This window comes from Pseudomonas sp. NBRC 111124 (genome assembly GCF_001320245.1).
GTDB lineage: Bacteria > Pseudomonadota > Gammaproteobacteria > Pseudomonadales > Pseudomonadaceae > Aquipseudomonas.
The window spans coordinates 210,292-233,862 of sequence record NZ_BCBA01000007.1; the positions used below are offsets into that span (position 1 = coordinate 210,292).

A 23,571-nucleotide genomic window follows, 5' to 3' on the forward strand; every position below is an offset into this window, starting at 1 on the left:
ATGTTTGATTACCTTGCCGGGTTGTCGCTGGATGCCTTGCGCGTGTTCGAGGCCGCTGCCCGCTTGCGTGGCTTTACCGCAGCCGCGCTGGAACTGGGCACAACGCAACCGGCAGTAAGCCAACAGGTGAAGCGCCTGGAGGCGCAGCTCGGCACACGCTTGTTCGACCGCATCTACCGCGGCATCGAGCTGACCGAGGCCGGCCAGCTGCTGTTCGAGCAGGTACATCAAGGGTTGCAGGCCATGGATGATGGCCTTGCCCTGGCCAGTGGGCGCGGCCAGCGTGAAGTGCTGCAGGTGGCCACCGACTTTGCGTTTGCGGCGTTCTGGCTGATGCCACGGCTACAGCGCTTTCACGAGGCTTATCCACAGGTGGACGTGAGCCTGGTGACCGGCGAGCGCAGCCAGGGGATGCTGCGCCCGGATATCGATGTGGCGGTGCTGTTTGGTGATGGGCGCTTCCATCAGGGCGAGAGCCGCTGGTTGTTCGACGAGGAGGTTTTCCCGGTCTGCAGCCCACGGCTGACCCATGGCAAACCCTTGTCAGCCGTGGCTTTGCAACGATTGCCATTGCTCCATTTGCGCGGTGAGCAGGCCAGCCGATGGTTTGATTGGGCGGGCGTGTTTCGCGGGTACGGCGTGGCCAGCCCGCCGCCGCCCGGGCAGTTGCGGTTCGATAACTACACCCTGCTGATTCAAGCGGCGATTGCCGGGCAAGGGGTGGCGATTGGCTGGGGGCACCTAGTGGATGGGTTGGTGGAACAAGGGCTGCTGTGCCGGCCGTTGCAGGGCAGTTTGCGCTCGACGCGGGGGTATTACGCGGTGTTGCCGCCGCGCAAGCGACGCGGGGCGCTGATCGAACGGTTCGTGGATTGGCTGGAGCAGGAGCGCCGTCAGTAGCGGCGAGTTCGGCGTATAGTCATACGCATCGTTCGTCTTCAGGAGTTATCGTGCAGAGGATCAAGGGTTACCACGCTCACGTTTACTACGACGCCTCGACCATCGAGCAGGCTCGTGAACTGTGCGAGGAGGCGGCGCGGCTGTTTCCTGTGACCATGGGGCGCATGCACCAGAAACCGGTCGGGCCGCACCCGGACTGGAGCTGCCAGCTGGCCTTCGAGCCGGAGTTCGTGGGGGTGGTGTTGCCTTGGTTGGCGCTGTATCGGAAGGGGTTAGTGGTGTTTCTTCATCCGCTGACCGGGGATGAGCTGGCGGATCACCGGGATCATGCGATCTGGATGGGGGCTGTGAGGCCTTTGGATCTATCGATTTTCGGTGGATAGCCTGTGCTGGCCTCTTCGCGGGGCGAGCCCGCTCCTACAGGGGTATCACAGGGCCTGAGGCTGGCGCTGTACCTGTAGGAGCGGGCTTGCCCCGCGAAGCAGGCGGCGCGGTTTAGCGACGGGCGCCGCGCACACCTTCAGCCAGTGCCGAGCAAAGGCTCAGCACGTCGTTCACTGCCTGAGCTGGCTCTTTGGCCTGGGCAATCTTGTCGACCAGCGCTGACCCCACCACCACACCATCAGCCAGGCGCGCGATCGCGGCAGCCTGCTCCGGCGTACGAATACCGAAACCAACGCTGATCGGCAAATCGGTGTGCCGACGCAGGCGGGCAATTGCCTCGGTCACGTGCTCGGTAGTCGCCGAGCCGGCACCAGTCACGCCCGCCACCGACACGTAATAGACGAACCCGGAGCTGCGCTCCAGCACCCGCGGCAGGCGCGCGTCGTCGGTGGTTGGGGTGGTCAGGCGAATGAAGTCGATGCCCGCAGCCTGGGCCGGGGTGGCCAGCTCGGCGTCATGCTCTGGCGGCAGGTCGACAATGATCAGGCCATCGACGCCGGCGGCCTTGGCTTGGGTGACAAACTTATCCACACCGAAGCGGTGGATCGGGTTGTAGTAACCCATCAGCACGATTGGCGTGGTGTGGTTATCCACACGGAATTCGCGAACCATCTGCAGGGTCTTCGCCAGTGTCTGGCCGGCTTCCAGGGCGCGCAGGGTGGCGAGCTGGATGGCCACGCCGTCGGCCATCGGGTCGGTGAACGGCATGCCCAGTTCGATCACGTCGGCGCCAGCTGCCGGCAGGCCCTTGAGGATCTGCAGCGAAGCGTCGTAGCCCGGGTCGCCGGCAGTGACGAAGGTGACCAGCGCGGCGCGGCCTTCGGCCTTCAGTTCGGCGAAGCGTTGTTCAAGACGGCTCATGCCTGTTTCTCCTGGGCTGCCATGTGGTTCATCACGGTTTGCATGTCTTTGTCGCCGCGGCCGGACAGGCAGATCACCATCAGGTGGTCCTTGGGCAGGTTCGGTGCGCGCTTGATCGCTTCGGCCAGCGCGTGGGAGCTTTCCAGGGCCGGAATGATGCCTTCCAGGCGGCAGCTGGCGTGGAACGCATCCAGTGCTTCGTCGTCAGTGATGCTGACGTACTCGACGCGTTTCACTTCGTGCAGGTAGGCGTGCTCGGGGCCGATGCCCGGGTAGTCGAGGCCGGCAGAAATCGAGTGGGCGTCGGTGATCTGGCCGTCTTCGTCCTGCAGCAGGTAGGTGCGGTTACCGTGAAGCACGCCCGGTACGCCGCCGTTCAGGCTGGCGGCATGCTTGTCGGTGTGCACGCCGTGGCCGCCGGCTTCGACGCCGATGATCTGTACGCTCGGTTCTTCGAGGAACTCATGGAACAGGCCCATGGCGTTGGAGCCACCGCCCACGCAGGCGATCAGGCTGTCCGGCAGGCGGCCTTCCTTCTCTTGCAGCTGGGCGCGGGTTTCTTTGCCGATGATCGACTGGAAGTCACGGACCATCGCCGGGTACGGGTGCGGGCCGGCCACGGTGCCGATCAGGTAGAAGGTATCGTCGACGTTGGTGACCCAGTCGCGCAGGGCTTCGTTCATGGCATCTTTCAAGGTGCCGGTGCCCGCGGTGACCGGGACGATCTCAGCGCCCAGCAGTTTCATGCGGAACACGTTGGCCTGTTGGCGCTCGATGTCGGTGGCACCCATGTAGATCACGCAAGGCAGGCCGAAGCGCGCAGCGACAGTGGCGGTGGCCACGCCGTGCATGCCAGCACCGGTTTCGGCGATCAGGCGCTTCTTGCCCATGCGCTTGGCCAGCAGCACCTGGCCGATGCAGTTGTTCACCTTGTGCGCGCCGGTGTGGTTGAGCTCTTCACGCTTGAAGAAGATCTTCGCGCCGCCGCAGTGCTCGGTCAGGCGCTCGGCGAAGTACAGCGGGTTCGGGCGGCCGATGTAGTCGCGCTGGAAGTAGGCGAGTTCTTCGAGGAACTTGGGGTCGGCCTTGGCCGCTTCGTATTCGCGGGCCAGGTCCAGCACCAGCGGCATCAGGGTTTCGGCCACGTAGCGGCCGCCGAACGAGCCGAACAGGCCGTTGGCGTCGGGGCCGGGACGGTATTGGGACTGGGTCATGGAGCGCTCCAAGGCGTGATGAATGAGTGATGGGCTTTACTCTAACCACGGCAAGCCCAGCTGAAAACCGATAAGATTGCGCAAACTTGTCAGAAAAACTCACAGGTAAAATGGCCCACGACCTCCCTCCCCTCAACGCCCTGCGTGCCTTCGAGGCCACTGCCCGGCTCAACAGCGTCAGCCAGGCGGCCGAAGCGCTGCACGTCACCCATGGCGCCGTCAGCCGGCAGATCAAGGTGCTTGAAGAGCACCTGGGCGTGGCCCTGTTCGTCAAGGACGGGCGCGGCATCAAACTCACAGATGCAGGGATGCGCCTGCGTGACGCCAGTGGTGAGGCGTTCGACCGCCTGCGCAGTGTGTGCGCCGAGTTGAGCCGTGATGTGAGCGAGGCGCCATTCGTGCTGGGCTGTTCCGGCAGCCTGCTGGCGCGCTGGTTCATCCCTCGGTTGGGGCGGCTGAAGGCCGACCTGCCCGAGTTACGCCTGCACCTGTCAGCGGGTGAAGGCGACCTCGACCCGCGTCGCCCCGGGCTGGATGCCCTGCTGGTATACGCCGAACCGCCATGGCCCGCGGACATGCAGGTCCACGTGCTGGCTCAGGAGCGCATCGGCCCGGTGCTAAGCCCACACTTCGCCGGCTTCGACCGCTTGCAGGCCGCACCTGCCAAGGCCCTGCTGGACGAAGCCGTGCTGCACACCACCTCGCGCCCGCAGGCTTGGCCAACCTGGGCGACTGAACAAGGGCTGGAGGCTGGCGCGTTGAAGTACGGCCAGGCGTTCGAGCATTTGTATTACTTGCTGGAGGCCGCAGTTGCCGGCCTGGGTGTCGCGATCGCGCCACAACCTCTGGTTGCCGATGATCTGCGAGCGGGGCGCCTGAGCGCGCCATGGGGTTTTTCGCCGACCCCTGCCGCGCTGGCGCTGTGGGTACCTCGGCGCGCCGCAGACGGGCGCGCCGAGCAGTTGGCGCAGTGGTTACGCGCCGAGCTGACCAGGCAGAGTGCTTAGTTGCGCTTGCACAGCAGGTACGCCGCCAGCAGGCCGAGTGCCCCTATGGCAACGCCGGCAGTGGTATACGGGTGCTCCTGGGCGTAGTCGCGGGTGGCGATGCCGGTCTGGCGGGTGCGAGCCTTCACTTCTTCATAGGCATCGCTGACAAGGCTGCGCGAATGGCGCAGTGCGCTTTCGGCGTTGCTGCGCATTGCCTTCACCGACTTCTGGGTTTCCTCGGACGCATCGTGCTTCAGGTTCTCCAGGCTTTTCAGGAGGCTTTCGATCTCCGCTTCCATGCTTTCCAGGGACGATTTACGCAGCGAATTGCGGGGCATGTTGACTCTCCTTTGCAGTATGGACTGTAAGGATTGCGACTCCGGAGCTGCGAGAAAGTGCGATCGAACTTTACTGAACGGTGGCGGCTCGCAGGTAAACCAGGCCTGCGCTGCTAGGCTCAATCTCACTGTCACCCAAGGAGAGCGTTCATGACCGATCATCACACGTACAAGAAGATCGAGCTGGTGGGTTCGTCCCCCACCAGCATCGAAGAGGCGATCAACAATGCCCTGGCCGAAGCTGGCAAGAGCATCAAACACCTGGAGTGGTTCGAAGTGATCGATACCCGTGGCCACATCCGCGACAACAAGGCCGCGCATTTCCAGGTCACGCTGAAGGTTGGCTTCCGCATCGCCAACAGCTGAAACATTCGTGGGCTGGAATGGCCCGGCGTGATGGCGTTATAACACCGGAGGGTGCCTTGGCGGCGCCCTCGTGGTCTTTCTCATCTGTACAAGGAATGCGATCGATGAAGAAACTGATGCTGGCGGTGGGTTTGATGATGCTGGCCGGTGGGGCAATGGCCGCCGGTAAACCCTGTGAAGAGCTCAAGGCCGAGATCGCCTCGAAGCTCGATGCCAAGGGTGTGAAGGGTTACAAGCTGGAAATCGTCAAGAAGGGCGAGCCGGCTGGCAAGGTAATCGGCAGCTGTGAAGGCGGTAGCAAGGAGATTGTCTACCGCCGCGGCTAATGCGATGGTTTTCTTCGCGGGCTTGCCCGCGAAGATACTTACTCGGCCTTGAGGGCCTGTGCCATCAGCTCATAGGATCGAATGCGATCCGCATGCTCATACAGGTCACAGGTAAAGATCAGCTCATCCGCCCCAGTCTGCTCCAGCAGCACTTCCACCTTGGCCCTCACCTTCTGCGGGCTGCCGATCATCGCCAGGCCGAGGAAACTCCCCACCGCATCGCGCTCATGGGGCAGCCACAGCCCATCCATGCTCGGCACAGGCGGCTTCTGCATCAGGCTCTGGCCTCGAATCAACGCCAGAATGCGCTGGTACACCGAGGTTGCGAGGTATTCGGCTTCTTCGTCCGTTTCTGCCACCACCATCGGAATCCCCAGCATCACATAGGGCTTGTCCAGTGTGGTCGAAGGCTTGAAGTGGTCGCGATAGATGCGGATCGCCTCATGCATGTAGCGCGGGGCGAAGTGCGAGGCAAAGGCGTACGGCATGCCGCGCATGCCGGCCAGCTGGGCGCTGAACAAGCTCGAACCGAGCAGCCACAGGGGGACGTCGGTGTCGTGACCGGGCACGGCGATCACCTTTTGATCATCGGTGCGTGGGCCGAGGTAGCGCGACAGCTCCTCGACATCATCCGGGAAATCGTCGGCGCTGCCAGCGCGGTCGCGACGCAGGGCGTAGGCGGTCATCTGGTCGGAGCCTGGCGCACGGCCAAGGCCCAGGTCGATGCGGCCAGGATACAGGCTGGCCAAGGTACCGAACTGTTCGGCGATCACCAGTGGCGCATGGTTGGGCAACATGATGCCGCCAGAACCGACGCGGATGGTCGAAGTGCCACCCGCCAGGTAGCCGATCAGTACAGAAGTGGCCGAACTGGCGATGCCGTCCATATTGTGGTGCTCGGCCACCCAGAAGCGGTTGTAGCCAAACCGTTCGACATGCCGAGCCAGGTCCAGCGAGTTGTGCAGCGATTGCGCCGGGCCTTTGTCGGCGCGCACGGGCACCAGGTCGAGGGTAGAAATCTTCAGGTCACGCAGCTGCGTCATCGGAGCCTCCGCAAGAGTGGTTGGCCCGGAGGCCCTTTTGACTCTGTATGGGCAGATTTGAAGGATTCAATGCTTACTGAGCGATTGCTCTGAACTTGCCGTAGGACGCTGACCTCGTAACTGTAGTTAAGTAACCCTACGACCAGGAGGCATCATGAAAAAGACGGCATCGGCGATCTGGCAAGGTGGCCTGAAGGATGGCAAAGGCCTGCTTTCGACCGAGAGCGGCGCTCTCAAGCAGAACCCCTACGGTTTCAATACCCGTTTCGAAGGTTCGCCCGGGACCAACCCGGAAGAACTGATCGGCGCGGCCCATGCCGGATGTTTCTCTATGGCGTTGTCGATGATGCTCGGTGAAGCTGGGCTCACTGCCGATCGCATCGATACCATTGCCGAGGTCACGCTGGACAAGCAGCCCGACGGTTTTGCGATCACCGCCGTGCACCTCATCCTCAAGGCCAAGGTGCCGGGGGCCAGTGAAGCGCAGTTCCTCGAAATCGCCAACAAGGCCAAGGCCGGTTGCCCGGTGTCGAAGGTGCTTAACGCGAAGATCAGCCTGGACGCCGCGTTGGTGGGCTAAGGCGGCGCAACGGCGGCGGTTTGCTGTAGTCTAAACAGCGTCGGCAGCTCAGCTGCCTTGCCAGGAGCCGTTCCATGATTCGCGTAGCAATCGCCGTGCTGGCTTCGCTTGTGGCCACTTCTGCATTGGCGGCGGTAAAACCGTGCGAAGAACTCAAGGCCGAGATTGAAGCCAAGATCCAGGCCCAGGGTGTGATGTCCTACACGCTGGAAATCGTGCCCAACAGTGAGGTCAAGGATCAGAACATGATCGTCGGCACCTGTGATGGCGGGACGAAGAAGATCATCTACCAGAAGAACGACCGGTAAATGACTGGGGCCGCAAATGCGGCCCCAGTGCTTCAGGGTATGCAGAACACGTCGCTTGGCTCGTTCAACAGCACCTTGCGGCTGGCGTCGTAGAGCAGCACCTGCGGCTCCATCACCGGTGCCCGCGCCTCCAGGCGATAGCGCTCGCCGGCCTTGAATTCGTCGAAGCGTACGGTCAGGTAGCAGGTCCGCTCCTTGGGGCTGGTGAGCATGCCGCCGGCATAGATTTCATAGTCGAACCGCACCACCAGCTCATGCTTGCCAGGGGTTACCTGGAAGTAGCGGCCATCGTCCAGGCGCTGGCCGTCGAGGCGATCGGCCATCAGAATGCGGCCAGGGGTCACGGTATAGAGGTCGACCCAGGCCTTGGCAGGGTCGACGGGCGGCAAGGGGCTGGCGCAAGCCCCCAGTGCACTGAGGGCGATCAGCATCATGGGCTGGCGCATGGCAAAACTCCCACTCGCGATACACGAGTTACAAGCATAGCGCCGTTTGTGCCGTTCAGGTGCGTTGGCAACCCGCTGGCAGGCCCTGCCCGACCAGTTTCTGCTGGTGGTCGTACAGCTTGATCCAGGGGCGGAAGCCGATGCTGCCGGCATGCAGCTGGTAGCGCTGACCGGCGCTGAAGTCCTTGAAGGTCAGCTTGACCTGGCAATCGCGCCACAGTGGCTCGTCGACCGGGCCGATATTGCTCGGCGTGACCGGGAACTGATAGCGCACGGTCAGCTCGTGGCTGCCGGGCTGCACTTCGAAGTAGCGGCTGTCGGCCCAGTCGCGCTCGTCCACCTGTGTCGCATCCAGCGACGTATCGCCGTAGGGGCTGAGGTCGACCCAGGCCAGGTTCGGGTCCGGGTCAGGCAGGGTCGAACAGGCAGATACCAGCAGCAATGAGCCGGTGACCAACAGTGCACGCATGGCGAAACTCCCCCTTGGCGAGATAGTCTTGGAGCGCATTGGCCCTGAGCGAGATGGATAGCCCCAGATGGATCTCTTTGTTCTTTTCAAGCGCTCAGGCCCTGGGCCACTCGACCGCCTTTTCAGGGCTTTGGTTCCGCTGCTGGGCGCCTTTCTGCTGAACGGTTGCAGTACCTTGGGCTATTACGGTCAGTTGGCCGAGGGGCAATGGCAGCTGTTACGGGCCCGTCAGCCTGTGGACACGGTGATCGCCGACCCCGCCAGCAGCCCGATGTTGCGGGCGCGTCTCGCCCACGCCGAAGATGCGCGGGTATTTGCCAGCGAACAGCTGAAACTCCCTGATAACCGCAGCTACAGGCTCTATGCCGACCTGCATCGCCCCTATGTGGTGTGGAACGTGTTCGCAACACCCGAACTGTCGCTGCAGCCCGTGACGCATTGCTTCCCCATCGCCGGCTGCGTCGCCTACCGTGGCTACTACCGCCAGGGTGCAGCGCGGGGTGCGGCGGCGTTGATGCGCGAGCAAGGCCTGGATGTATATGTGAGCGGGGTCGAAGCCTACTCGACGTTGGGCTGGTTCGATGACCCGATCCTGTCGTCGATGGTCGGCTGGGGGGATGAGCGGCTGGCCACGCTGATCTTCCATGAGCTGGCCCATCAGCGCTTTTATGTGCAGGATGACACCGAGTTCAACGAGTCATTCGCCACCTTCGTCGAGCAGGAAGGCACGCGGCAATGGCGCGCAGCGCGCGGGCTAGCGGCGATCGGGACGGATCAGTTGCAGCAGAGTGACCAGTTCATCCGCTTGGTGCTGGCCAGCCGCGAGCGGTTGCAGGCGATTTATGCAGGGCCCTTGGACGATGCGCACAAGCGGGTGGCCAAGCAGGCGGAGTTCGAGCGCTTGCGCAGTGAATACAAGCAGGTGCGGGACAGCCAGTGGAAGGGCGACAAGCGCTATGACGCCTGGATCTATTCGCCGTTGAGCAATGCCAAGTTGTTGCCGTTCGGGCTTTATGACCAGTGGGTGCCGGCGTTTTCGGCTTTGTTCCGCGAGGTGAATGGGGACTGGTCGCAGTTTTACCTGCGGGTTGAGCAGCTTGGGCGGTTGCCGGCTGCGGACAGGAAGGCGGCGTTGCAGCGGTTGATATGAGCCTGTGAGATCTTGGGGCTGCTTAGCAGCCCCATGGCCCTCAACCGCGGATAAAGGCCTGATGCATATCGGCCACGGTAGCGAAGTGAAAATTTGGCGCCTCGGCTACCAGCTCTTCCTTGCTTCCAAACCCATACCCTACCGCCACCGCCTGCAAGCCATTGCTGCGCGCCCCGATCAGGTCATGCTTGCGGTCGCCGATCATCAGCGTCTGCGCTGGATCCAGCCCTTCCTGATCCAGCAAATGGCGGATCAGCTCGACCTTGTTGGTCCGCGTGCCATCCAGCTCGCTGCCGTAGATCACCTTGAAGTGGTGGTCGAAAGCAAAGTGCCGGGCAATTTCCCGGGCGAATTCCCAGGGTTTGGACGTGGCGATATACAGCGTCCGGCCCTGCCCGTTCAGGGCTTCCAGCAGCTCTGGCACGCCTTCGAACACCAGGTTTTCGTACAAACCCGTGACACGGAAACGCTCCCGGTAGAAATTCACCGCTTCCCATGCCTTGGCTTCATCGAAGCTGTAGAACTGCATGAAGGCCTGCAGCAGTGGCGGGCCAATGAAGTGTTCGAGGCGGGTCAGGTCGGGCTCGTCGATGCCCAGCTTGGCCAGGGCGTACTGGATCGAGCGGGTGATGCCCTGACGCGGGTCGGTCAAGGTACCGTCGAGGTCGAAGAGGATGTTCTGCTGATGCATGTTCGTCTCGGTAGTCGGGTTCATTCCGGTTGGTCGTAGCCTTCGGCCAAGTGCTGGTCCTTGAGCTTGACGTAGTTGCCGGCGCTGTAAGGGAAGAAGGCGTGCTCCTGTTCGTTGAGCAACCTGACCTGTTTCACCGGGCTGCCCATGTACAGGTAGCCACTGACCAGGCGTTTGCCTGGCGGCACCAGGCTGCCGGCACCGATGATCACTTCGTCTTCGACAATGGCGCCATCCATGATGGTGCTGCCCATGCCGACCAGAATGCGGTTGCCCAGGGTGCAGCCATGCAGCATCACCTTGTGGCCGATGGTCACCTCGTCACCGATGATCAGCGGATAACCGTCGGGGTTGAAGGGCCCGGCATGGGTGATGTGCAGCACGCTGCCGTCCTGCACGCTGGTGCGCGCGCCAATGCGGATGCGGTGCATGTCGCCGCGGATCACCGTCAGCGGCCAGACAGAGCTGTCCTCGCCGATTTCCACATCGCCCAGGACCACCGCCGATCGGTCGACGAAAGCCCGGAGTCCCACTTTCGGAGTGTGTTGCTGGAAACTGCGGATGGCCATGATAGCGTCTCTCATCTGTGCCGATAGGCAGGCTGCCTGCTGCGGTCGGCGACGATTGTAATTAAGATGGGGCAGTGTTTCTCCTGCCAAGGTATCCGAACCGTGAGTGCGAACAACCCACTTCTGCAGTCCTACGATCTGCCGCCCTTCTCGCAAATCCGTGCCGAACACGTGTTGCCGGCGATCGAAGCGATCCTGGCCGACAACCGTAAAGCCATTGCCGAGATCCTCGAACAGCAGGGCAATAACCCTACCTGGGCCGGCCTGGTGCTGGCTATGGACGAACTGAACGACCGCCTGGGCGCCGCCTGGAGCCCGGTCAGCCACCTCAATGCGGTGTGCAACAGCCAGGAACTGCGCGAGGCTTACGAGTCCTGCCTGCCTGCGCTGAGTGCCTACTCTACCGAACTGGGCCAGAACCGTGCGCTGTTCGACGCCTACCAGGCACTGGCCAACAGCCCGGAAGCCGCCGGCTTCGACGTGGCGCAAAAGACTATCCTCGAGCACGCCCTGCGTGACTTCCGCTTGTCCGGCATCGACCTGCCGGCCGACCAGCAGCAGCGTTATGCCGAAGTGCAGAGCAAGCTCAGCGAGCTGGGTAGCCGTTTCTCCAACCAGCTGCTCGACGCCACCCAGGCCTGGTCCAAACACGTCACCGACGAAACCGCGCTGGCCGGCCTGACCGATTCGGCCAAGGCGCAGATGGCCGCTGCCGCGCAGGCCAAGGGCCTCGAAGGCTGGCTGATCACCCTGGAATTCCCCAGCTACTACGCGGTGATGACCTACGACAGCGACCGCGCCCTGCGTGAAGAGCTGTACGCCGCTTACTGCACCCGTGCCTCGGACCAGGGCCCGAATGCCGGCCAGTTCGACAACGGCCCGGTGATGCAGCAGATCCTCGACCTGCGCCAGGAACTGGCCGGGCTGCTGGGCTACAAGAATTACGCCGAGCTGAGCCTGGCGACCAAGATGGCCGAGTCCAGCGACCAGGTGCTGAACTTCCTGCGTGACCTGGCCAAGCGCTCCAAGCCGTTTGCCGCCCAGGACCTGGAGCAGCTCAAGGCCTACGCTGCCGAGCAGGGCTGCCCGGAGCTGGCCAGCTGGGATGCCGGTTACTTCGGCGAGAAGCTGCGTGAGCAGCGTTACAGCGTGTCGCAGGAAACCCTGCGCGCCTACTTCCCGATCGACAAGGTGCTCAGCGGCCTGTTCAGCATCGTTCAGCGCCTGTACGGCATCGAGATCGCCGAACTCAAGGGCTTCGACAGCTGGCACCCGGACGTGCGCCTGTTCGAGATCAAGGAAAACGGCCAGCACGTCGGTCGCTTCTTCTTCGACCTGTACGCCCGCGCCAACAAGCGTGGCGGTGCCTGGATGGACGGCGCCCGTGACCGACGTCGTACGGCTGGCGGCGATCTGCAGAGCCCGGTAGCAAATCTGGTGTGCAACTTCACCCCGGCTGCACCCGGCAAGCCTGCGCTGCTGACCCACGATGAAGTCACCACCCTGTTCCACGAGTTCGGCCACGGTCTGCACCACATGCTGACCCGCATCGAGCATGCCGGTGTTTCCGGCATCAACGGTGTGGCTTGGGACGCGGTCGAGCTGCCGAGCCAGTTCATGGAAAACTGGTGCTGGGAGCCGGAAGGCCTGGCGCTGATCTCCGGCCACTACGAAACCGGCGCGGCCCTGCCCCAGGACCTGCTGGACAAGATGCTGGCGGCGAAAAACTTCCAGTCCGGCATGATGATGGTGCGCCAGCTGGAGTTCTCGCTGTTCGACTTCGAGCTGCACGCCAGCCACGGCGATGGCCGCAGCGTACTGCAGGTGCTCGAAGGCGTGCGTGACGAGGTGTCGGTGATGCGCCCGCCAGCGTACAACCGTTTCCCTAACAGCTTCGCGCACATATTCGCTGGCGGTTACGCGGCGGGCTACTACAGCTACAAGTGGGCTGAGGTGCTGTCGGCCGACGCCTTCTCGCGTTTCGAGGAAGAAGGCGTGCTGAATGCCGAGACCGGCCGCGCGTTCCGCGAAGCGATCCTGGCCCGCGGCGGTTCGCGCGAACCCATGGAGCTGTTCGTGGACTTCCGTGGGCGTGAACCTTCCATCGATGCATTGCTGCGCCACAGTGGCCTTACCGAGGCTGCGGCGGCATGAGCGAGGTAGCTGTGAACAAGACCAAGAAGCGCTTCATCGCCGGGGCGGTATGCCCGGCGTGCAGTGAGCCCGACAAGCTGATGATGTGGAGCGAAGACGACGTGCCACACCGTGAGTGTGTGGCGTGCGGCTTCACCGACACCCTCAACGAGCAGGGCCTGTCGGTGCCCAAGGAGCTTGGCACAAGGGTCAACCAGCTGGCGCCGAAGGCGGCACCAGCCAAGGTCCAGACCGTGCAGTTCTTCCCTAATCCGAAGCTGAAAAAGCCGGCCGAGTGAAGCCGTGGGTACCGCCCGGGCCTTGTGCTCGGGCGGGCTGCCTGGGTAGTAGATAATCAGGCCACTCGCCGTCCGGCTGCCATGCATGCTCGCTTGCTCTTACATGTGAGCAAGGTGAAGTATCGTGGACAATCCTCTCCTGCAAGCCAGCCATATTCCTGTCGATTATCCATCGATTACCCTCGAAAACATGGCCTCTGCCTTTGATCATGTGCTGCGTGAACATGAGCTGGGTATTGAGCGCATCATCGAAAAGCAACATGCCCTGCCTACCTGGGACGATCTGGTGCTGGCAATCGATGGCCTCGATGCGCAGCTGCTGGCAGTGCTTTATGCTGTTCTGCCACTCGTGGGCAAGGGTGCGCAATGGGCGCAGTCGTTCGGCAATTACTACGGCAAAACCGTGGCGCGTTTCGACCAGAAATTCACCAACAGCAGGCTACTGGCGCTGTATGAGCGCCTGGCGAGTACGGCCAATGGCGTGAATCTGGACGCCTCCAAGCGCGCCACTCTCCGTTGGCACCTTGCAAAGTTTGCAGCTAGCGGCGCGCTGCTGAGCGAAAAGGACAAAGCTCATCTTTTGGCTCTGCAAGCGCAGATCGTTACTTTGCGCGGGCAATTCTTAGGCAATCTCACGCGGCCAGGCCTGCTGATCGACAATGAAGCTGAACTGCTCGGTCTGCGACAGAAGCTGCGCGACCAGTTGGCGGCGCGTGCCCGCCAGGAAGGGAAGCAGGGGTGGTTGATCGACTGCGAAAGCGCGGTGACTGAGTCGGTACTTCGGCACTCGAAACACCGGCCGTTGCGTGAAAAGGTCTGCCGTGCCTATCACTTGCGTGGCGTGAGCGCTGATGCGCAGATGGACAACGGAAACCTGTTGCAGCAGCTGGCAGAACTTTTGGATGAGAAAGCTCATTTACTCGGTCATGCCAATCATCTTGAACTGAGCCTGCAATCCAAGAGTGCAGGCTCAGCCAGTCAGGTTCGCGAGTTTCTGCATGCGCTGGCGCTGGCTGTTCGTCCTGCAATGGCGAAATGGCGAGCGCAGCTTGAGCAGTTGGCGGTCGAGCAAGGCCTGCCAAGCGTTGAGCCGTGGGATGTCGACGCTCTCCAGGAAGCCACCGGCCAAGCGCATGACGATGAGACGTTCCGCGAGCATTTCCCGTTGAGCGTTGTGGTGACAGCACTGAAAAACCTGGCGCAGCAACTTTTTGCCCTTGAGTTGCGACCGACCCACCTACCGACTTGGGACGAGAGCGTTCAGACCTTTGAAGTCTGGCAAGATCATGCACTCATCGGTTGCCTGTACCTGGATGCAGCAGGGCATACCGGCAAGCAACCTGATGCGGTGTACACCAATTATGTACGCAACCGGCGGGTCGATGCCGAAGGGATCTACCAGGCCGCTGTCGTGGTGGTCACCACTGACATTCCAATGCCCTTGGCAGGCGCCGAACCGCTCCTGGACCATTTGTCGCTGCGCAAGCTGTATCACGAGTTCGGCCACGCCCTCCATCATTTGCTCGTGCGTACCGGCACTCACGTCATGTCAAACGTCACCGAGCTGGGTACGGATGGCGTGGAATTGTTCGGCAAGTTGTTTGAGCGCTGGATATGGGATGCGAGTTATCTGGCTAGCATTGCGGCCCCGCGTCAGGATGGCCTAGACCTGAGCCGAGCCGAGGCCGAACGTTATCTGGGTGCGCTTCGCCAGGCCAATCTTGGTGAGACAGGCCGCCTCCTGAGCCTGGCGTTGTTTGATCTGGACGTACATAGCACGCCCCTGGACGGAAGGAGTATCAGGCAACGCCTGGCGGATGCACGCGAGCGTTGCGGTTATTGGCCGCTGGCAGACTTCGAACGGCCCGCGCACGCGTTCGATTACCTTGCCACGGGTTACGACGCAGGTTTTTATGCCTACCTGTGGTCCGATGTTCATGCCTTCGACCTGTTCAGCCGTTTCGAAGCTAATGGCCTGCTGGACCGCGCTACCGGCAAGGCATTGCAGGAGGCGCTATTCGAGCCTGGGGCGTCGCGCCCGCTGAAGGAAGGTCTCGAGGTTTTCCTTCAGCGTTCGCCGAACCAGGATGCCTATCTGCGCTGGAACGGTTTGGCCTGACCGGAGGTGCTGGTCATACGGGAACGATGCCGGTACTGTATATGAATACAGTATTTGGAGTGGGCGATGATACCTCCAGCAGCGTTAAAGGGGCGTGGCACTGCTCACAATCCGCACAACCGCTTCGCGCCGAGCCATTCGGTAGCTGAGGATGACGGTTGGTACCAGGAGGTGCCCCAGACCCAAGGTACCGAGGTACGGATCGAAACGGCAAAATCGGTCATCAGCCGCAATACCTCCCCCGACCTGCCTTTCGACCGCTCCATCAATCCCTACCGAGGTTGCGAGCATGGTTGCATCTACTGCTATGCCCGCCCCTCGCATGCCTATTGGGACCTTTCCCCTGGCCTGGATTTCGAGACCAAGCTGATCGCCAAGACCAACGCCGCCGAAGTGCTTGCACAGCAGTTGAGCAAGCCTGGCTACGTCTGCGCGCCGATCAACCTGGGCGCGAACACCGACCCTTATCAGCCGATCGAGCGGGATCAGCAACTGACCAGGCGGATACTGGAAGTGCTGTTGCGGTTTCGCCACCCGGTGACCATCGTCACCAAGGGCTCGCTGGTATTGCGCGACCTCGACCTGTTGGCCGAAATGGCCAGGCAGCGTCTGGCACGGGTGATGATCAGCCTCACTACCCTGGACGACGATCTCAAGCGGGTGCTTGAACCGCGCGCGGCTTCACCAAAGGCGAGGCTGCGGGCCATTCGCGTCTTGCGCGAAGCCGGTGTGCCGGTGGGCGTGCTGTGTTCGCCGATGATTCCGATGATCAACGACAGCGAGCTGGAACACTTGTTGGAGGCTGCCAAGGACGCTGGCGCTCAGAGCGCGGCCTACATGATGCTGCGCCTGCCATTGGAGGTGGCGCCTTTGTTCGAACAGTGGCTGCAGGACCATTACCCGCAGCGGGCCGCTCATGTGCTCAGCCTGATTCGCCAGAGCCGTGGCGGCGAGCTGTACGACAGCCGCTTCGGCGCCCGGATGCGCGGTGAGGGGGTGTTTGCCGAGCTGCTGGCGCAGCGTTTTGCCAAGGCGATGAAGCGGCTGAACTTCGAAGGCCGGGAAGCGCAGGCGCTGGATTGTTCAGCCTTTTGTCCGCCAGGCGGGCAGATGGCGTTGTTCTGATGGCGAGGGCCATCCCCAGCCCAGCTAATCCGAGATGGTAATGGTGCTAATAGCTCTTGGCAGTTGATGCTTTTTTGCTATTATTCAGAACCCGCCTTTTCGATCTGGAACACCCGTTCTAGAGCCTCCGAATTAAGTTTCAGTTAAGTTTTCCCCGCTAGCGTAGGAATCCAGCCAACGAAGACTGTGATCTATCGCCCGTGCGCGTCATCTAAATCTGCGCATAGCCAGAATCTTTCACCGGTAAAATGGATTTACCTACACACCGTCAAGAGGATGAATCATGCCCGTAAAGGACCCATCCAAGGTCGTTCCGCCAGCTCCAGCGGAGAGCGCCGATGCCGCCCTGAAGCACATCGTCGACGGCTTCCTGCGCTTTCACCATGACGTCTTCCCTGAGCAGCAGGAGCTGTTCAAGAAGCTCGCCACTGCGCAAACCCCGCGCGCCATGTTCATCACCTGTGCCGACTCGCGTATCGTCCCCGAGCTGATCACCCAGAGCTCGCCGGGCGATCTGTTCGTGACCCGTAACGTCGGTAACGTCGTTCCGCCGTATGGCCAGATGAACGGCGGCGTCTCCAGCGCGATCGAGTACGCGGTCCTGGCGCTGAAGGTGCACCACATCATTGTGTGCGGCCACTCCGACTGCGGTGCCATGCGTGCCGTGCTGAACCCGCAATCGCTGACCAAGATGCCGACCGTTTCCGCCTGGTTGCGTCACGCCGAAGTGGCCCGCACCGTGGTCGAGAACAATTGCTCCTGCGGCAGCGAGCACGAAACCATGCAGGTGCTGACCAAGGAAAACGTCATCGCCCAGCTGCATCACCTGCGCACCCACCCATCGGTGGCTTCGCGCCTGGCAGCGGGTGAGCTGTTCATCCATGGCTGGGTCTACGACATCGAGACCAGCAAGATCGAAGCCTACGACGCAGCCAGTGACAGCTTCCTGCCACTGACCGCAGGCGAGCCCGTGCCCTGCGCCACTCCGAGAGGCCGCTACTAAGCGACCCGTCCACAGCTGAACCTTGAATAGCCGGCTGCACCCATCGCGGGTGTGGCGCGGCCTTCGGCTGCCTTGAAAATGCCCTGACTGCCCTGCCGGCGATTCCGCTGGCGGCCTGCGCCTGCGCGCTCGTCAGGGTCCAAACGTGCCCACGGCCAGGGGAATGGCCGTGTGACAGAGAAAGGAGAACGATGGTGAACATGACACAGTTGAAAGCGGCCCTGCCGCGTGAGTTGCTGGCGTCGGTGGTGGTCTTCCTGGTTGCCCTGCCATTGTGCATGGGCATTGCGATCGCCTCGGGCATGCCGCCGGCCAAGGGCCTGATCACGGGCATCATCGGTGGCATCGTCGTCGGCTTCCTGGCGGGTTCGCCGTTGCAGGTCAGCGGCCCGGCGGCCGGCCTGGCGGTGCTGGTGTTCGAGCTGGTGCGCCAGCATGGCATGGCGATGCTTGGGCCAATCCTGCTGCTGGCGGGGATTCTGCAATTGCTGGCTGGGCGCTTGCGCCTGGGATGCTGGTTCCGTGTCACCGCGCCAGCGGTGGTATACGGCATGCTTGCCGGTATCGGTGTGCTGATCGTGCTGTCACAGGTGCATGTGATGTTCGACACGGCGCCGCAGCCGTCGGGCCTGCAAAACCTGCTGGAATTCCCGTCCACCGTGGCTGCGGCGCTGCCCCAGGAAAACGCTGGCTCCGGTTGGATGGCCGGCGCACTGGGCCTGGGCACCATCGCCATCATGTGGGGCTGGGAGCGCTTGCGGCCACAGCGGCTTCGCTTTGTGCCGGGTGCCTTGCTCGGTGTGGCGGCGATGACTGCCATCGCCATGTGGCTGGCGTTGCCGGTGAACCGGGTGCAGGTGCCAGCGGACTTGTCCGAAGCGATCGACTGGATCCGCCCGGACGATCTGCTGAAGCTGGCCGACCCGACCCTGCTGGTGGCAGCCTTCGCGCTGGCCTTCATTGCCAGTGCCGAGACGCTGCTGTCGGCGGCCGCTGTAGACCGCATGCACAGTGGTCAGCGCTCGGACTTCGACCGCGAGCTGTCGGCTCAGGGCATCGGCAACATGCTCTGTGGCGTGCTCGGCGCGTTGCCGATGACTGGAGTGATCGTGCGCAGTTCGGCCAACGTCCAGGCCGGCGCGCAAACCAGGGCCTCGGCGATCCTGCATGGCCTGTGGTTGCTGGCGTTCGTGGTGGTGTTGAGCAGCGTGCTGCAGCAGATACCAGTGGCGAGCCTGGCGGGCGTGCTGGTGTTCACCGGTGTGAAGCTGGTGGACTTCAAGGCGTTCCGCGGGCTGGGCCGTTATGGGCGGATGCCGATGTTCACCTACGCGGCCACCGCGCTGGCAATCATCTTCACCGACCTACTGACCGGCGTGCTGCTGGGCTTTGCCTTGACCCTGCTGAAGCTGGCGTTCAAGGCAGCGCGGCTGAAGATCAACCTGGTGAGCCTGGAGAAAGAGGGCCACATGGAGCTGCGGCTCAGCGGTGCGGCGACTTTCCTGAAAGTGCCGGCGCTGACCCAGGTGCTCGATACCGTGCCGGCGGGGACCACCTTGCATGTGCCGCTGAGCAACCTGAGCTACATCGACCATTCGTGCCTGGAACTGCTCGAGGACTGGAGCCGGAGCAATGCGGCCAATGGATCGAGGTTGGTGATCGAGCAGCGGCGGTTGAAACGGCGGATCGAGGGGCGGATGCGCACAACAGCGGGAGTGGGTACCTGAACGCAAGAGTTTGGTGCCTGAGCCGCCCTCTTCGCGGGTGACGCCGCTTCCACAGGCTGTGCATTACCTGTGGGAGCGGGTTCACCCGCGAAGAGGGCGGTGCAGGTTTGATCAGGCCGGCTGGCCCAGCTCCACACCCAGTTGGCGCGACAGGCACGGCCAGCGCTTCCACGCTTCGCCGGTTTCCGGGCTGCACAGGGTTTCGCGATAAGCCTCGACCGACTCTGCGGCAAAGCTATCGTCATCCAGCATCTTGTCCACCGAGTGATGCACCACTTCATCCAGCTGGTTGGCGAAGGTTTCACCAATCAGCTGGTGGGCGATCAGGTTGGCGACCGTGGTGTCGACCGGAATCAGCGGTTGCTGGAAGTGGCGGATGTAGAGATCGTTCACTTCCTCTACCAGCCGGTGCGCCAGGTAAGCCTCATCCAGCAGGCAGTCCAGGCCGACATGCCCTTGCATCACGCGCGGGGGATGCAGGAAAAAGGCCTCGGCAATTTTCAGAACAGGCTTGATCTGGGATTCGATCCCCGCTTCGCGGGCGACGTCGTGGGCGGCTTCCAGCAGCTCCGGAACTTGATTGATGTAAGCGCTGACGAAGCGCGCCAAAGTACCCTGGGCGTCCTGCTCAGGCAGTTGGATCGAGGGGTGCAGGTGTGGCAGTTGCAGCTCGAGACGCTCTTTCAGTTGGCCGGTGCGGCCTTCGTGATCGTGGGCTTGGCTAATCTGCTCGCGTACAGCAGCGATGTTCATGACAACTCCAGGGACAAGACGTTTCAAACGGAAGACACTAAATTAGCTCGGTATACAGAATACCTAAGACGCATTTGTTATAAACCCCGCAAACGTGTGCGCAGTTCGGAATATCGCAAGGCCAGCATATTGCCATAACCCATCAAGACCGGGCGTTTGCCGGCTTTTTCTGATTTCGTGAAGTTCATTTCACCGGTGCCGTTGCGTGCCGTTGGTCGCTGTCTATACTCCCGTCGAACGTGATTCGTTGATGAGGCCCGACTGCTTTTTTGCAGGGGCTCGGTCGTCGAAGCCAGGCAGTCTTGACCGCCGTTCCCTCTTGCCGCAGGCCACGCCTCCGGGACTACAAGAACGAGAAGGGGAACCCGCAATGATGCGACATCCACATGTCTGGATGGGCCTCCTGTTGTGGTCGGTTTTTGGTCGGGCCAACGCCGCCTGGACCGTGAACATGCACCCGGGGGCGACGGAAGTCTCCAACGCCGTGTTCGACCTGCACATGACGATCTTCTGGATCTGCGTGATCATCGGCATCGTGGTATTCGGTGCGATGTTCTGGTCCATGGTCATCCACCGGCGTTCCACCGGCCAGCAGCCCGCGCATTTCCACGAGCACACGTGGGTGGAAATCCTCTGGACCATCGTTCCCTTTCTGATTCTGGTGGCCATGGCCATTCCGGCCACCAAGACCCTGATCGATATCTACGACGCCAGCGAATCGGACATCGACATTCAGGTCACCGGCTACCAGTGGAAGTGGCACTACAAATACCTGGGTCAGGACGTGGAGTTTTTCAGCAACCTGGCCACTCCCGCCGAGCAGATCCACAACCAGGCGCCCAAGGATGAACATTACCTGCTTGAAGTCGACCAGCCGCTGGTGCTACCGGTGGGCGCGAAGGTGCGCTTCCTGGTGACTGCCGCCGACGTCATCCACTCCTGGTGGGTGCCGGCCTTCGCGGTGAAGCGCGACGCCATCCCCGGCTTCGTCAACGAAGCCTGGACCCGCATCGAGAAGCCTGGCATCTACCGCGGCCAGTGCACTGAGCTGTGCGGCAAGGACCACGGTTTCATGCCGGTGGTGGTCGAGGTCAAGTCCAAGCCCGACTACGACGCCTGGCTTGCCGAGCGCAAGGCCGAGGCCGCCAAGCTCAAGGAGCTGACCAGCAAGGAGTGGACGCTCGAAGAACTGGTCGAGCGTGGCGACAAGGTCTACCACACTACCTGCGTGGCCTGTCACCAGGCCGAAGGTCAGGGCCTGCCACCAATGTTCCCGGCCCTCAAGGGGTCGAAAGTGGCCACCGGGCCGAAGGAAGAGCACCTGAGCGTGGTGTTCCATGGCCGCCCGGGCACGGCGATGGCCGCGTTCGGCAAGCAGCTCTCCGAGGTCGACATCGCTGCCGTGGTCACCTACGAGCGCAATGCCTGGGGCAACAACAAGGGCGACATGGTCACGCCGAAGGACGTGCTGGCGCTCAAGCAGGCAGAAGCCAAGTGAACCGGGTTTTGCGCGGCAATCAGCGGATTGCAGGAGACAGGACATGAGTGCAGTGATCGACGACCACGCCCACGGCGATGACCATGCCCACGGCCCGGCCAAGGGCCTGATGCGCTGGGTACTGACCACCAACCACAAGGACATCGGCACGATGTACCTGTGGTTCGCCTTCATGATGTTCCTGCTCGGCGGTTCGTTCGCCATGGTCATCCGCGCTGAGCTGTTCCAGCCCGGGCTGCAGATCGTCGAGCCGGCGTTCTTCAACCAGATGACCACCATGCACGGCCTGATCATGGTGTTCGGCGCGGTGATGCCGGCCTTCGTCGGTCTGGCCAACTGGATGATCCCGCTGATGATCGGCGCGCCGGACATGGCCCTGCCGCGGATGAACAACTTCAGCTTCTGGCTGTTGCCGGCGGCCTTCCTGCTGCTGGTTTCAACCCTGTTCAGCCCGGGCGGCGGGCCGAACTTCGGCTGGACCTTCTACGCGCCTCTGTCGACCACCTACGCGCCGGCCAGCGTCACCTTTTTCATCTTTGCCATCCACCTGATGGGCATCAGCTCGATCATGGGCGCGATCAACGTGATCGCCACCATCCTCAACCTGCGCGCCCCGGGCATGACCCTGATGAAGATGCCACTGTTCGTCTGGACCTGGCTGATTACCGCGTTCCTGCTGATTGCGGTAATGCCGGTACTGGCCGGGGTGGTGACCATGATGCTCATGGACATCCATTTCGGCACCAGCTTCTTCAGCGCCGCCGGTGGCGGTGACCCGGTGCTGTTCCAGCATGTGTTCTGGTTCTTCGGCCACCCCGAGGTGTACATCATGATCCTGCCGGCGTTCGGCGCGGTCAGTTCGATCATCCCGGCATTCTCGCGCAAGCCGCTGTTTGGCTATACCTCGATGGTGTATGCCACTGGCGCGATTGCCTTCCTGTCGTTCATCGTCTGGGCCCACCATATGTTCGTGGTCGGTATCCCGGTGGTTGGCGAGCTGTTCTTCATGTACGCCACCATGCTCATCGCCGTGCCCACCGGGGTGAAGGTGTTCAACTGGGTCAGCACCATGTGGGAGGGCTCGCTCAGCTTCGAGACGCCGATGCTGTTCGCCATCGCCTTCGTCATCCTGTTCACCATCGGTGGTTTCTCCGGGCTGATGCTGGCCATCGCCCCGGCGGACTTCCAGTATCACGACACCTACTTCGTGGTGGCGCACTTCCACTATGTGCTGGTGCCTGGGGCGATCTTCGGCATTTTTGCCTCGGCTTACTACTGGCTGCCGAAATGGACCGGCCACATGTATGACGAAACCCTCGGCAAGCTGCACTTCTGGCTGTCGTTCGTGGGCATGAACATGGCCTTCTTCCCCATGCACTTCGTCGGCCTGGCCGGCATGCCGCGGCGTATTCCCGACTACAACCTGCAGTTCGCCGACTTCAACATGGTGTCGTCGATCGGCGCCTTCCTGTTCGGCACCACGCAGCTGTTCTTCCTGTTCATTGTCATCAAGTGCATCCGTGGCGGCGCACCCGCCCCGGCCAAGCCTTGGGATGGCGCCGAGGGCCTGGAATGGTCGATCCCCTCGCCTGCGCCCTACCACACCTTCCAGACGCCACCAGAAGTGAAGTAGGAGCGCCGCCATGAAAGGCTCGTCGCTCAAGCGCCTGGTTACCCGCCTGCTGTTGCTGACGGTGGTGATGTTTGGCTTCGGCTTTGCCCTGGTGCCGATGTATGACGTGATGTGCAAGGCCTTCGGCATCAACGGCAAGACCGGCGGGCAGTACGAGGGCAGCCAGGTCAGCGACACCTCGCGTTCGGTGCGGGTGCAGTTCATGTCGACCAACGCCGCCGACATGGTCTGGGACTTCTACTCCAAAGGCGACGAGCTCGAGGTCAACCCGGGGGCGGTGAACCAGATGATTTTCGTCGCGCACAACCCGACCAACCGGCCGATGAGTGCGCAAGCGATACCCAGTATCACCCCGGCCGAGGCCGCGGCGTATTTCCACAAGACCGAGTGCTTCTGCTTTACCCAGCAGGTGCTGCAGCCCGGCGAACGCATCGAGATGCCGGTGCGCTTCATCGTCGACCGCGACCTGCCGGCCAGCGTGAAGCACCTGACACTGGCCTACACCTTGTTCGACATCACTGCGCGTCATCCGCCGGTCGCCCATGCCGCGGTACAGGACGTCCAGGGCGCCCGTTGAGGGAAGGAGA

26 protein-coding genes are annotated in these 23,571 nt (G+C 62.3%); 17 read left to right on the forward strand and 9 right to left on the reverse strand.

Translation table 11 applies throughout. From position 1 onward, the window contains the following. On the forward strand, positions 1-900 hold the full coding sequence (locus APH28_RS04595; RefSeq protein ID WP_060507795.1) for a LysR family transcriptional regulator: 900 nt from the start codon (positions 1-3) through the stop codon (positions 898-900). Positions 901-950: 50 nt separating this feature from the next. Beyond that, a complete protein-coding gene (locus APH28_RS04600; protein WP_060507796.1) occupies positions 951-1,283 on the forward strand; it encodes a DOPA 4,5-dioxygenase family protein in 333 nt (110 codons plus the stop codon). A 112-nt stretch (positions 1,284-1,395) separates the two neighbouring features. Here APH28_RS04600 and trpA read toward each other — a convergent pair whose 3' ends face one another. Together trpA and trpB are read right to left on the reverse strand one after the other, a co-directional pair. Further along, complete coding sequence (gene trpA, locus APH28_RS04605) at positions 1,396-2,205, reverse strand: tryptophan synthase subunit alpha (protein ID WP_060507797.1); 810 nt, start codon at positions 2,203-2,205, stop codon at positions 1,396-1,398. Continuing rightward, positions 2,202-3,419, reverse strand: coding sequence for a tryptophan synthase subunit beta (gene trpB, locus APH28_RS04610; RefSeq protein ID WP_060507798.1), 1,218 nt, complete (start codon positions 3,417-3,419; stop codon positions 2,202-2,204). Before trpB ends, trpA begins: the two co-directional genes overlap by 4 nt. A gap of 110 nt (positions 3,420-3,529) precedes the next feature. Between trpB and APH28_RS04615 the strand changes: the two genes are divergently transcribed. Then, positions 3,530-4,426 carry a LysR family transcriptional regulator gene (locus APH28_RS04615; protein ID WP_060507799.1) on the forward strand — a complete coding sequence of 299 codons (897 nt, stop codon included), beginning with the start codon at positions 3,530-3,532 and terminating at the stop codon, positions 4,424-4,426. Here APH28_RS04615 and APH28_RS04620 read toward each other — a convergent pair. After that, positions 4,423-4,746, reverse strand: coding sequence for a YqjD family protein (locus tag APH28_RS04620; RefSeq protein ID WP_060507800.1), 324 nt, complete (start codon positions 4,744-4,746; stop codon positions 4,423-4,425). The genes APH28_RS04615 and APH28_RS04620 overlap by 4 nt on opposite strands. Before the next feature lie 150 nt (positions 4,747-4,896). Between APH28_RS04620 and APH28_RS04625 the strand changes: the two genes are divergently transcribed. Together APH28_RS04625 and APH28_RS04630 are read left to right on the forward strand one after the other, a co-directional pair. Then, the gene (locus tag APH28_RS04625) at positions 4,897-5,112 is read left to right on the forward strand and encodes a dodecin (protein WP_056793784.1); all 216 of its coding nucleotides are present in this window, start codon (positions 4,897-4,899) and stop codon (positions 5,110-5,112) included. A 104-nt stretch (positions 5,113-5,216) separates the two neighbouring features. Continuing rightward, positions 5,217-5,438 carry a DUF1161 domain-containing protein gene (locus APH28_RS04630; protein WP_060507801.1) on the forward strand — a complete coding sequence of 74 codons (222 nt, stop codon included), beginning with the start codon at positions 5,217-5,219 and terminating at the stop codon, positions 5,436-5,438. 38 nt (positions 5,439-5,476) lie between these two features. On the opposite strand, the gene APH28_RS04635 is transcribed toward APH28_RS04630, so the two are convergent. Then, positions 5,477-6,481, reverse strand: a complete 1,005-nt coding sequence (locus APH28_RS04635) for an LLM class flavin-dependent oxidoreductase (protein WP_060507802.1) — start codon at positions 6,479-6,481, stop codon at positions 5,477-5,479. Positions 6,482-6,635: 154 nt separating this feature from the next. On the opposite strand from APH28_RS04635, the gene APH28_RS04640 reads away from it, so the two are divergent. Both APH28_RS04640 and APH28_RS04645 read left to right on the forward strand, forming a co-directional pair. After that, a complete protein-coding gene (locus tag APH28_RS04640) occupies positions 6,636-7,061 on the forward strand; it encodes an OsmC family protein (RefSeq protein WP_060507803.1) in 426 nt (141 codons plus the stop codon). Positions 7,062-7,135: 74 nt separating this feature from the next. Further along, the gene (locus tag APH28_RS04645; protein WP_060507804.1) at positions 7,136-7,369 is read left to right on the forward strand and encodes a DUF1161 domain-containing protein; all 234 of its coding nucleotides are present in this window, start codon (positions 7,136-7,138) and stop codon (positions 7,367-7,369) included. A 32-nt stretch (positions 7,370-7,401) separates the two neighbouring features. On the opposite strand, the gene APH28_RS04650 is transcribed toward APH28_RS04645, so the two are convergent. Continuing rightward, positions 7,402-7,815: a hypothetical protein gene (locus tag APH28_RS04650; protein ID WP_060507805.1), complete on the reverse strand. Its 414-nt coding sequence runs from the start codon at positions 7,813-7,815 to the stop codon at positions 7,402-7,404. A gap of 55 nt (positions 7,816-7,870) precedes the next feature. After that, on the reverse strand, positions 7,871-8,284 hold the full coding sequence (locus APH28_RS04655; protein ID WP_060507806.1) for a hypothetical protein: 414 nt from the start codon (positions 8,282-8,284) through the stop codon (positions 7,871-7,873). Between the two features lie 67 nt (positions 8,285-8,351). On the opposite strand from APH28_RS04655, the gene APH28_RS04660 reads away from it, so the two are divergent. Continuing rightward, on the forward strand, positions 8,352-9,434 hold the full coding sequence (locus APH28_RS04660) for an aminopeptidase (protein ID WP_060507807.1): 1,083 nt from the start codon (positions 8,352-8,354) through the stop codon (positions 9,432-9,434). A 40-nt stretch (positions 9,435-9,474) separates the two neighbouring features. On the opposite strand, the gene APH28_RS04665 is transcribed toward APH28_RS04660, so the two are convergent. Together APH28_RS04665 and APH28_RS04670 are read right to left on the reverse strand one after the other, a co-directional pair. Next, on the reverse strand, positions 9,475-10,125 hold the full coding sequence (locus tag APH28_RS04665) for an HAD family hydrolase (RefSeq protein ID WP_060507836.1): 651 nt from the start codon (positions 10,123-10,125) through the stop codon (positions 9,475-9,477). A 20-nt stretch (positions 10,126-10,145) separates the two neighbouring features. Next, positions 10,146-10,694, reverse strand: coding sequence for a gamma carbonic anhydrase family protein (locus APH28_RS04670; RefSeq protein ID WP_060507808.1), 549 nt, complete (start codon positions 10,692-10,694; stop codon positions 10,146-10,148). Between the two features lie 66 nt (positions 10,695-10,760). Between APH28_RS04670 and prlC the strand changes: the two genes are divergently transcribed. From prlC to APH28_RS04700, 6 genes are all read left to right on the forward strand, one after another. Beyond that, positions 10,761-12,848 carry an oligopeptidase A gene (gene prlC / locus APH28_RS04675; RefSeq protein ID WP_060507809.1) on the forward strand — a complete coding sequence of 696 codons (2,088 nt, stop codon included), beginning with the start codon at positions 10,761-10,763 and terminating at the stop codon, positions 12,846-12,848. After that, positions 12,845-13,126 (forward strand): YheV family putative zinc ribbon protein, encoded by a 282-nt coding sequence (locus tag APH28_RS04680; RefSeq protein WP_054884391.1) that lies wholly within the window; start codon positions 12,845-12,847, stop codon positions 13,124-13,126. The genes prlC and APH28_RS04680 overlap by 4 nt, the downstream gene beginning before the upstream one ends. A gap of 124 nt (positions 13,127-13,250) precedes the next feature. Next, a complete protein-coding gene (locus APH28_RS04685) occupies positions 13,251-15,245 on the forward strand; it encodes a M3 family metallopeptidase (protein WP_060507810.1) in 1,995 nt (664 codons plus the stop codon). A 66-nt stretch (positions 15,246-15,311) separates the two neighbouring features. Next, positions 15,312-16,370 (forward strand): PA0069 family radical SAM protein, encoded by a 1,059-nt coding sequence (locus APH28_RS04690; protein ID WP_060507811.1) that lies wholly within the window; start codon positions 15,312-15,314, stop codon positions 16,368-16,370. 283 nt (positions 16,371-16,653) lie between these two features. After that, the gene (locus tag APH28_RS04695) at positions 16,654-17,373 is read left to right on the forward strand and encodes a carbonic anhydrase (RefSeq protein WP_060507812.1); all 720 of its coding nucleotides are present in this window, start codon (positions 16,654-16,656) and stop codon (positions 17,371-17,373) included. A gap of 191 nt (positions 17,374-17,564) precedes the next feature. After that, positions 17,565-19,100: a SulP family inorganic anion transporter gene (locus tag APH28_RS04700; RefSeq protein WP_177334217.1), complete on the forward strand. Its 1,536-nt coding sequence runs from the start codon at positions 17,565-17,567 to the stop codon at positions 19,098-19,100. A 111-nt stretch (positions 19,101-19,211) separates the two neighbouring features. Here the strand turns inward: APH28_RS04700 and APH28_RS04705 are convergent, their stop codons facing one another. Next, entirely contained in the window at positions 19,212-19,853 is a 642-nt protein-coding gene (locus tag APH28_RS04705; RefSeq protein WP_060507813.1) for a hypothetical protein, read from the reverse strand. A gap of 370 nt (positions 19,854-20,223) precedes the next feature. On the opposite strand from APH28_RS04705, the gene coxB reads away from it, so the two are divergent. The 3 genes from coxB to APH28_RS04720 are packed head-to-tail and all read left to right on the forward strand — an operon-like array spanning position 20,224 to position 23,561. Continuing rightward, positions 20,224-21,351, forward strand: coding sequence for a cytochrome c oxidase subunit II (gene coxB, locus APH28_RS04710; protein ID WP_060507814.1), 1,128 nt, complete (start codon positions 20,224-20,226; stop codon positions 21,349-21,351). Positions 21,352-21,394: 43 nt separating this feature from the next. Beyond that, positions 21,395-22,984, forward strand: coding sequence for a cytochrome c oxidase subunit I (gene ctaD, locus APH28_RS04715; RefSeq protein WP_060507815.1), 1,590 nt, complete (start codon positions 21,395-21,397; stop codon positions 22,982-22,984). Positions 22,985-22,994: 10 nt separating this feature from the next. Next, positions 22,995-23,561 (forward strand): cytochrome c oxidase assembly protein, encoded by a 567-nt coding sequence (locus tag APH28_RS04720; protein ID WP_060507816.1) that lies wholly within the window; start codon positions 22,995-22,997, stop codon positions 23,559-23,561. Positions 23,562-23,571 lie beyond the last annotated feature (10 nt).

Excerpts from the sequence above, each read along its gene's own strand:
- APH28_RS04595 (WP_060507795.1), top strand. The coding sequence starts at position 1 with ATGTTTGATTACCTTGCCGGGTTGTCGCTGGATGCCTTGCGCGTGTTC.
- trpA (WP_060507797.1), bottom strand. The coding sequence starts at position 2,205 with ATGAGCCGTCTTGAACAACGCTTCGCCGAACTGAAGGCCGAAGGCCGC.
- trpB (WP_060507798.1), bottom strand. The coding sequence starts at position 3,419 with ATGACCCAGTCCCAATACCGTCCCGGCCCCGACGCCAACGGCCTGTTC.
- APH28_RS04615 (WP_060507799.1), top strand. The coding sequence starts at position 3,530 with ATGGCCCACGACCTCCCTCCCCTCAACGCCCTGCGTGCCTTCGAGGCC.
- APH28_RS04620 (WP_060507800.1), bottom strand. The coding sequence starts at position 4,746 with ATGCCCCGCAATTCGCTGCGTAAATCGTCCCTGGAAAGCATGGAAGCG.
- APH28_RS04625 (WP_056793784.1), top strand. The coding sequence starts at position 4,897 with ATGACCGATCATCACACGTACAAGAAGATCGAGCTGGTGGGTTCGTCC.
- APH28_RS04630 (WP_060507801.1), top strand. The coding sequence starts at position 5,217 with ATGAAGAAACTGATGCTGGCGGTGGGTTTGATGATGCTGGCCGGTGGG.
- APH28_RS04635 (WP_060507802.1), bottom strand. The coding sequence starts at position 6,481 with ATGACGCAGCTGCGTGACCTGAAGATTTCTACCCTCGACCTGGTGCCC.
- APH28_RS04640 (WP_060507803.1), top strand. The coding sequence starts at position 6,636 with ATGAAAAAGACGGCATCGGCGATCTGGCAAGGTGGCCTGAAGGATGGC.
- APH28_RS04645 (WP_060507804.1), top strand. The coding sequence starts at position 7,136 with ATGATTCGCGTAGCAATCGCCGTGCTGGCTTCGCTTGTGGCCACTTCT.
- APH28_RS04650 (WP_060507805.1), bottom strand. The coding sequence starts at position 7,815 with ATGCGCCAGCCCATGATGCTGATCGCCCTCAGTGCACTGGGGGCTTGC.
- APH28_RS04655 (WP_060507806.1), bottom strand. The coding sequence starts at position 8,284 with ATGCGTGCACTGTTGGTCACCGGCTCATTGCTGCTGGTATCTGCCTGT.
- APH28_RS04660 (WP_060507807.1), top strand. The coding sequence starts at position 8,352 with ATGGATCTCTTTGTTCTTTTCAAGCGCTCAGGCCCTGGGCCACTCGAC.
- APH28_RS04665 (WP_060507836.1), bottom strand. The coding sequence starts at position 10,125 with ATGCATCAGCAGAACATCCTCTTCGACCTCGACGGTACCTTGACCGAC.
- APH28_RS04670 (WP_060507808.1), bottom strand. The coding sequence starts at position 10,694 with ATGGCCATCCGCAGTTTCCAGCAACACACTCCGAAAGTGGGACTCCGG.
- prlC (WP_060507809.1), top strand. The coding sequence starts at position 10,761 with ATGGGGCAGTGTTTCTCCTGCCAAGGTATCCGAACCGTGAGTGCGAAC.
- APH28_RS04680 (WP_054884391.1), top strand. The coding sequence starts at position 12,845 with ATGAGCGAGGTAGCTGTGAACAAGACCAAGAAGCGCTTCATCGCCGGG.
- APH28_RS04690 (WP_060507811.1), top strand. The coding sequence starts at position 15,312 with ATGATACCTCCAGCAGCGTTAAAGGGGCGTGGCACTGCTCACAATCCG.
- APH28_RS04695 (WP_060507812.1), top strand. The coding sequence starts at position 16,654 with ATGCCCGTAAAGGACCCATCCAAGGTCGTTCCGCCAGCTCCAGCGGAG.
- APH28_RS04700 (WP_177334217.1), top strand. The coding sequence starts at position 17,565 with ATGGTGAACATGACACAGTTGAAAGCGGCCCTGCCGCGTGAGTTGCTG.
- APH28_RS04705 (WP_060507813.1), bottom strand. The coding sequence starts at position 19,853 with ATGAACATCGCTGCTGTACGCGAGCAGATTAGCCAAGCCCACGATCAC.
- coxB (WP_060507814.1), top strand. The coding sequence starts at position 20,224 with ATGATGCGACATCCACATGTCTGGATGGGCCTCCTGTTGTGGTCGGTT.
- ctaD (WP_060507815.1), top strand. The coding sequence starts at position 21,395 with ATGAGTGCAGTGATCGACGACCACGCCCACGGCGATGACCATGCCCAC.
- APH28_RS04720 (WP_060507816.1), top strand. The coding sequence starts at position 22,995 with ATGAAAGGCTCGTCGCTCAAGCGCCTGGTTACCCGCCTGCTGTTGCTG.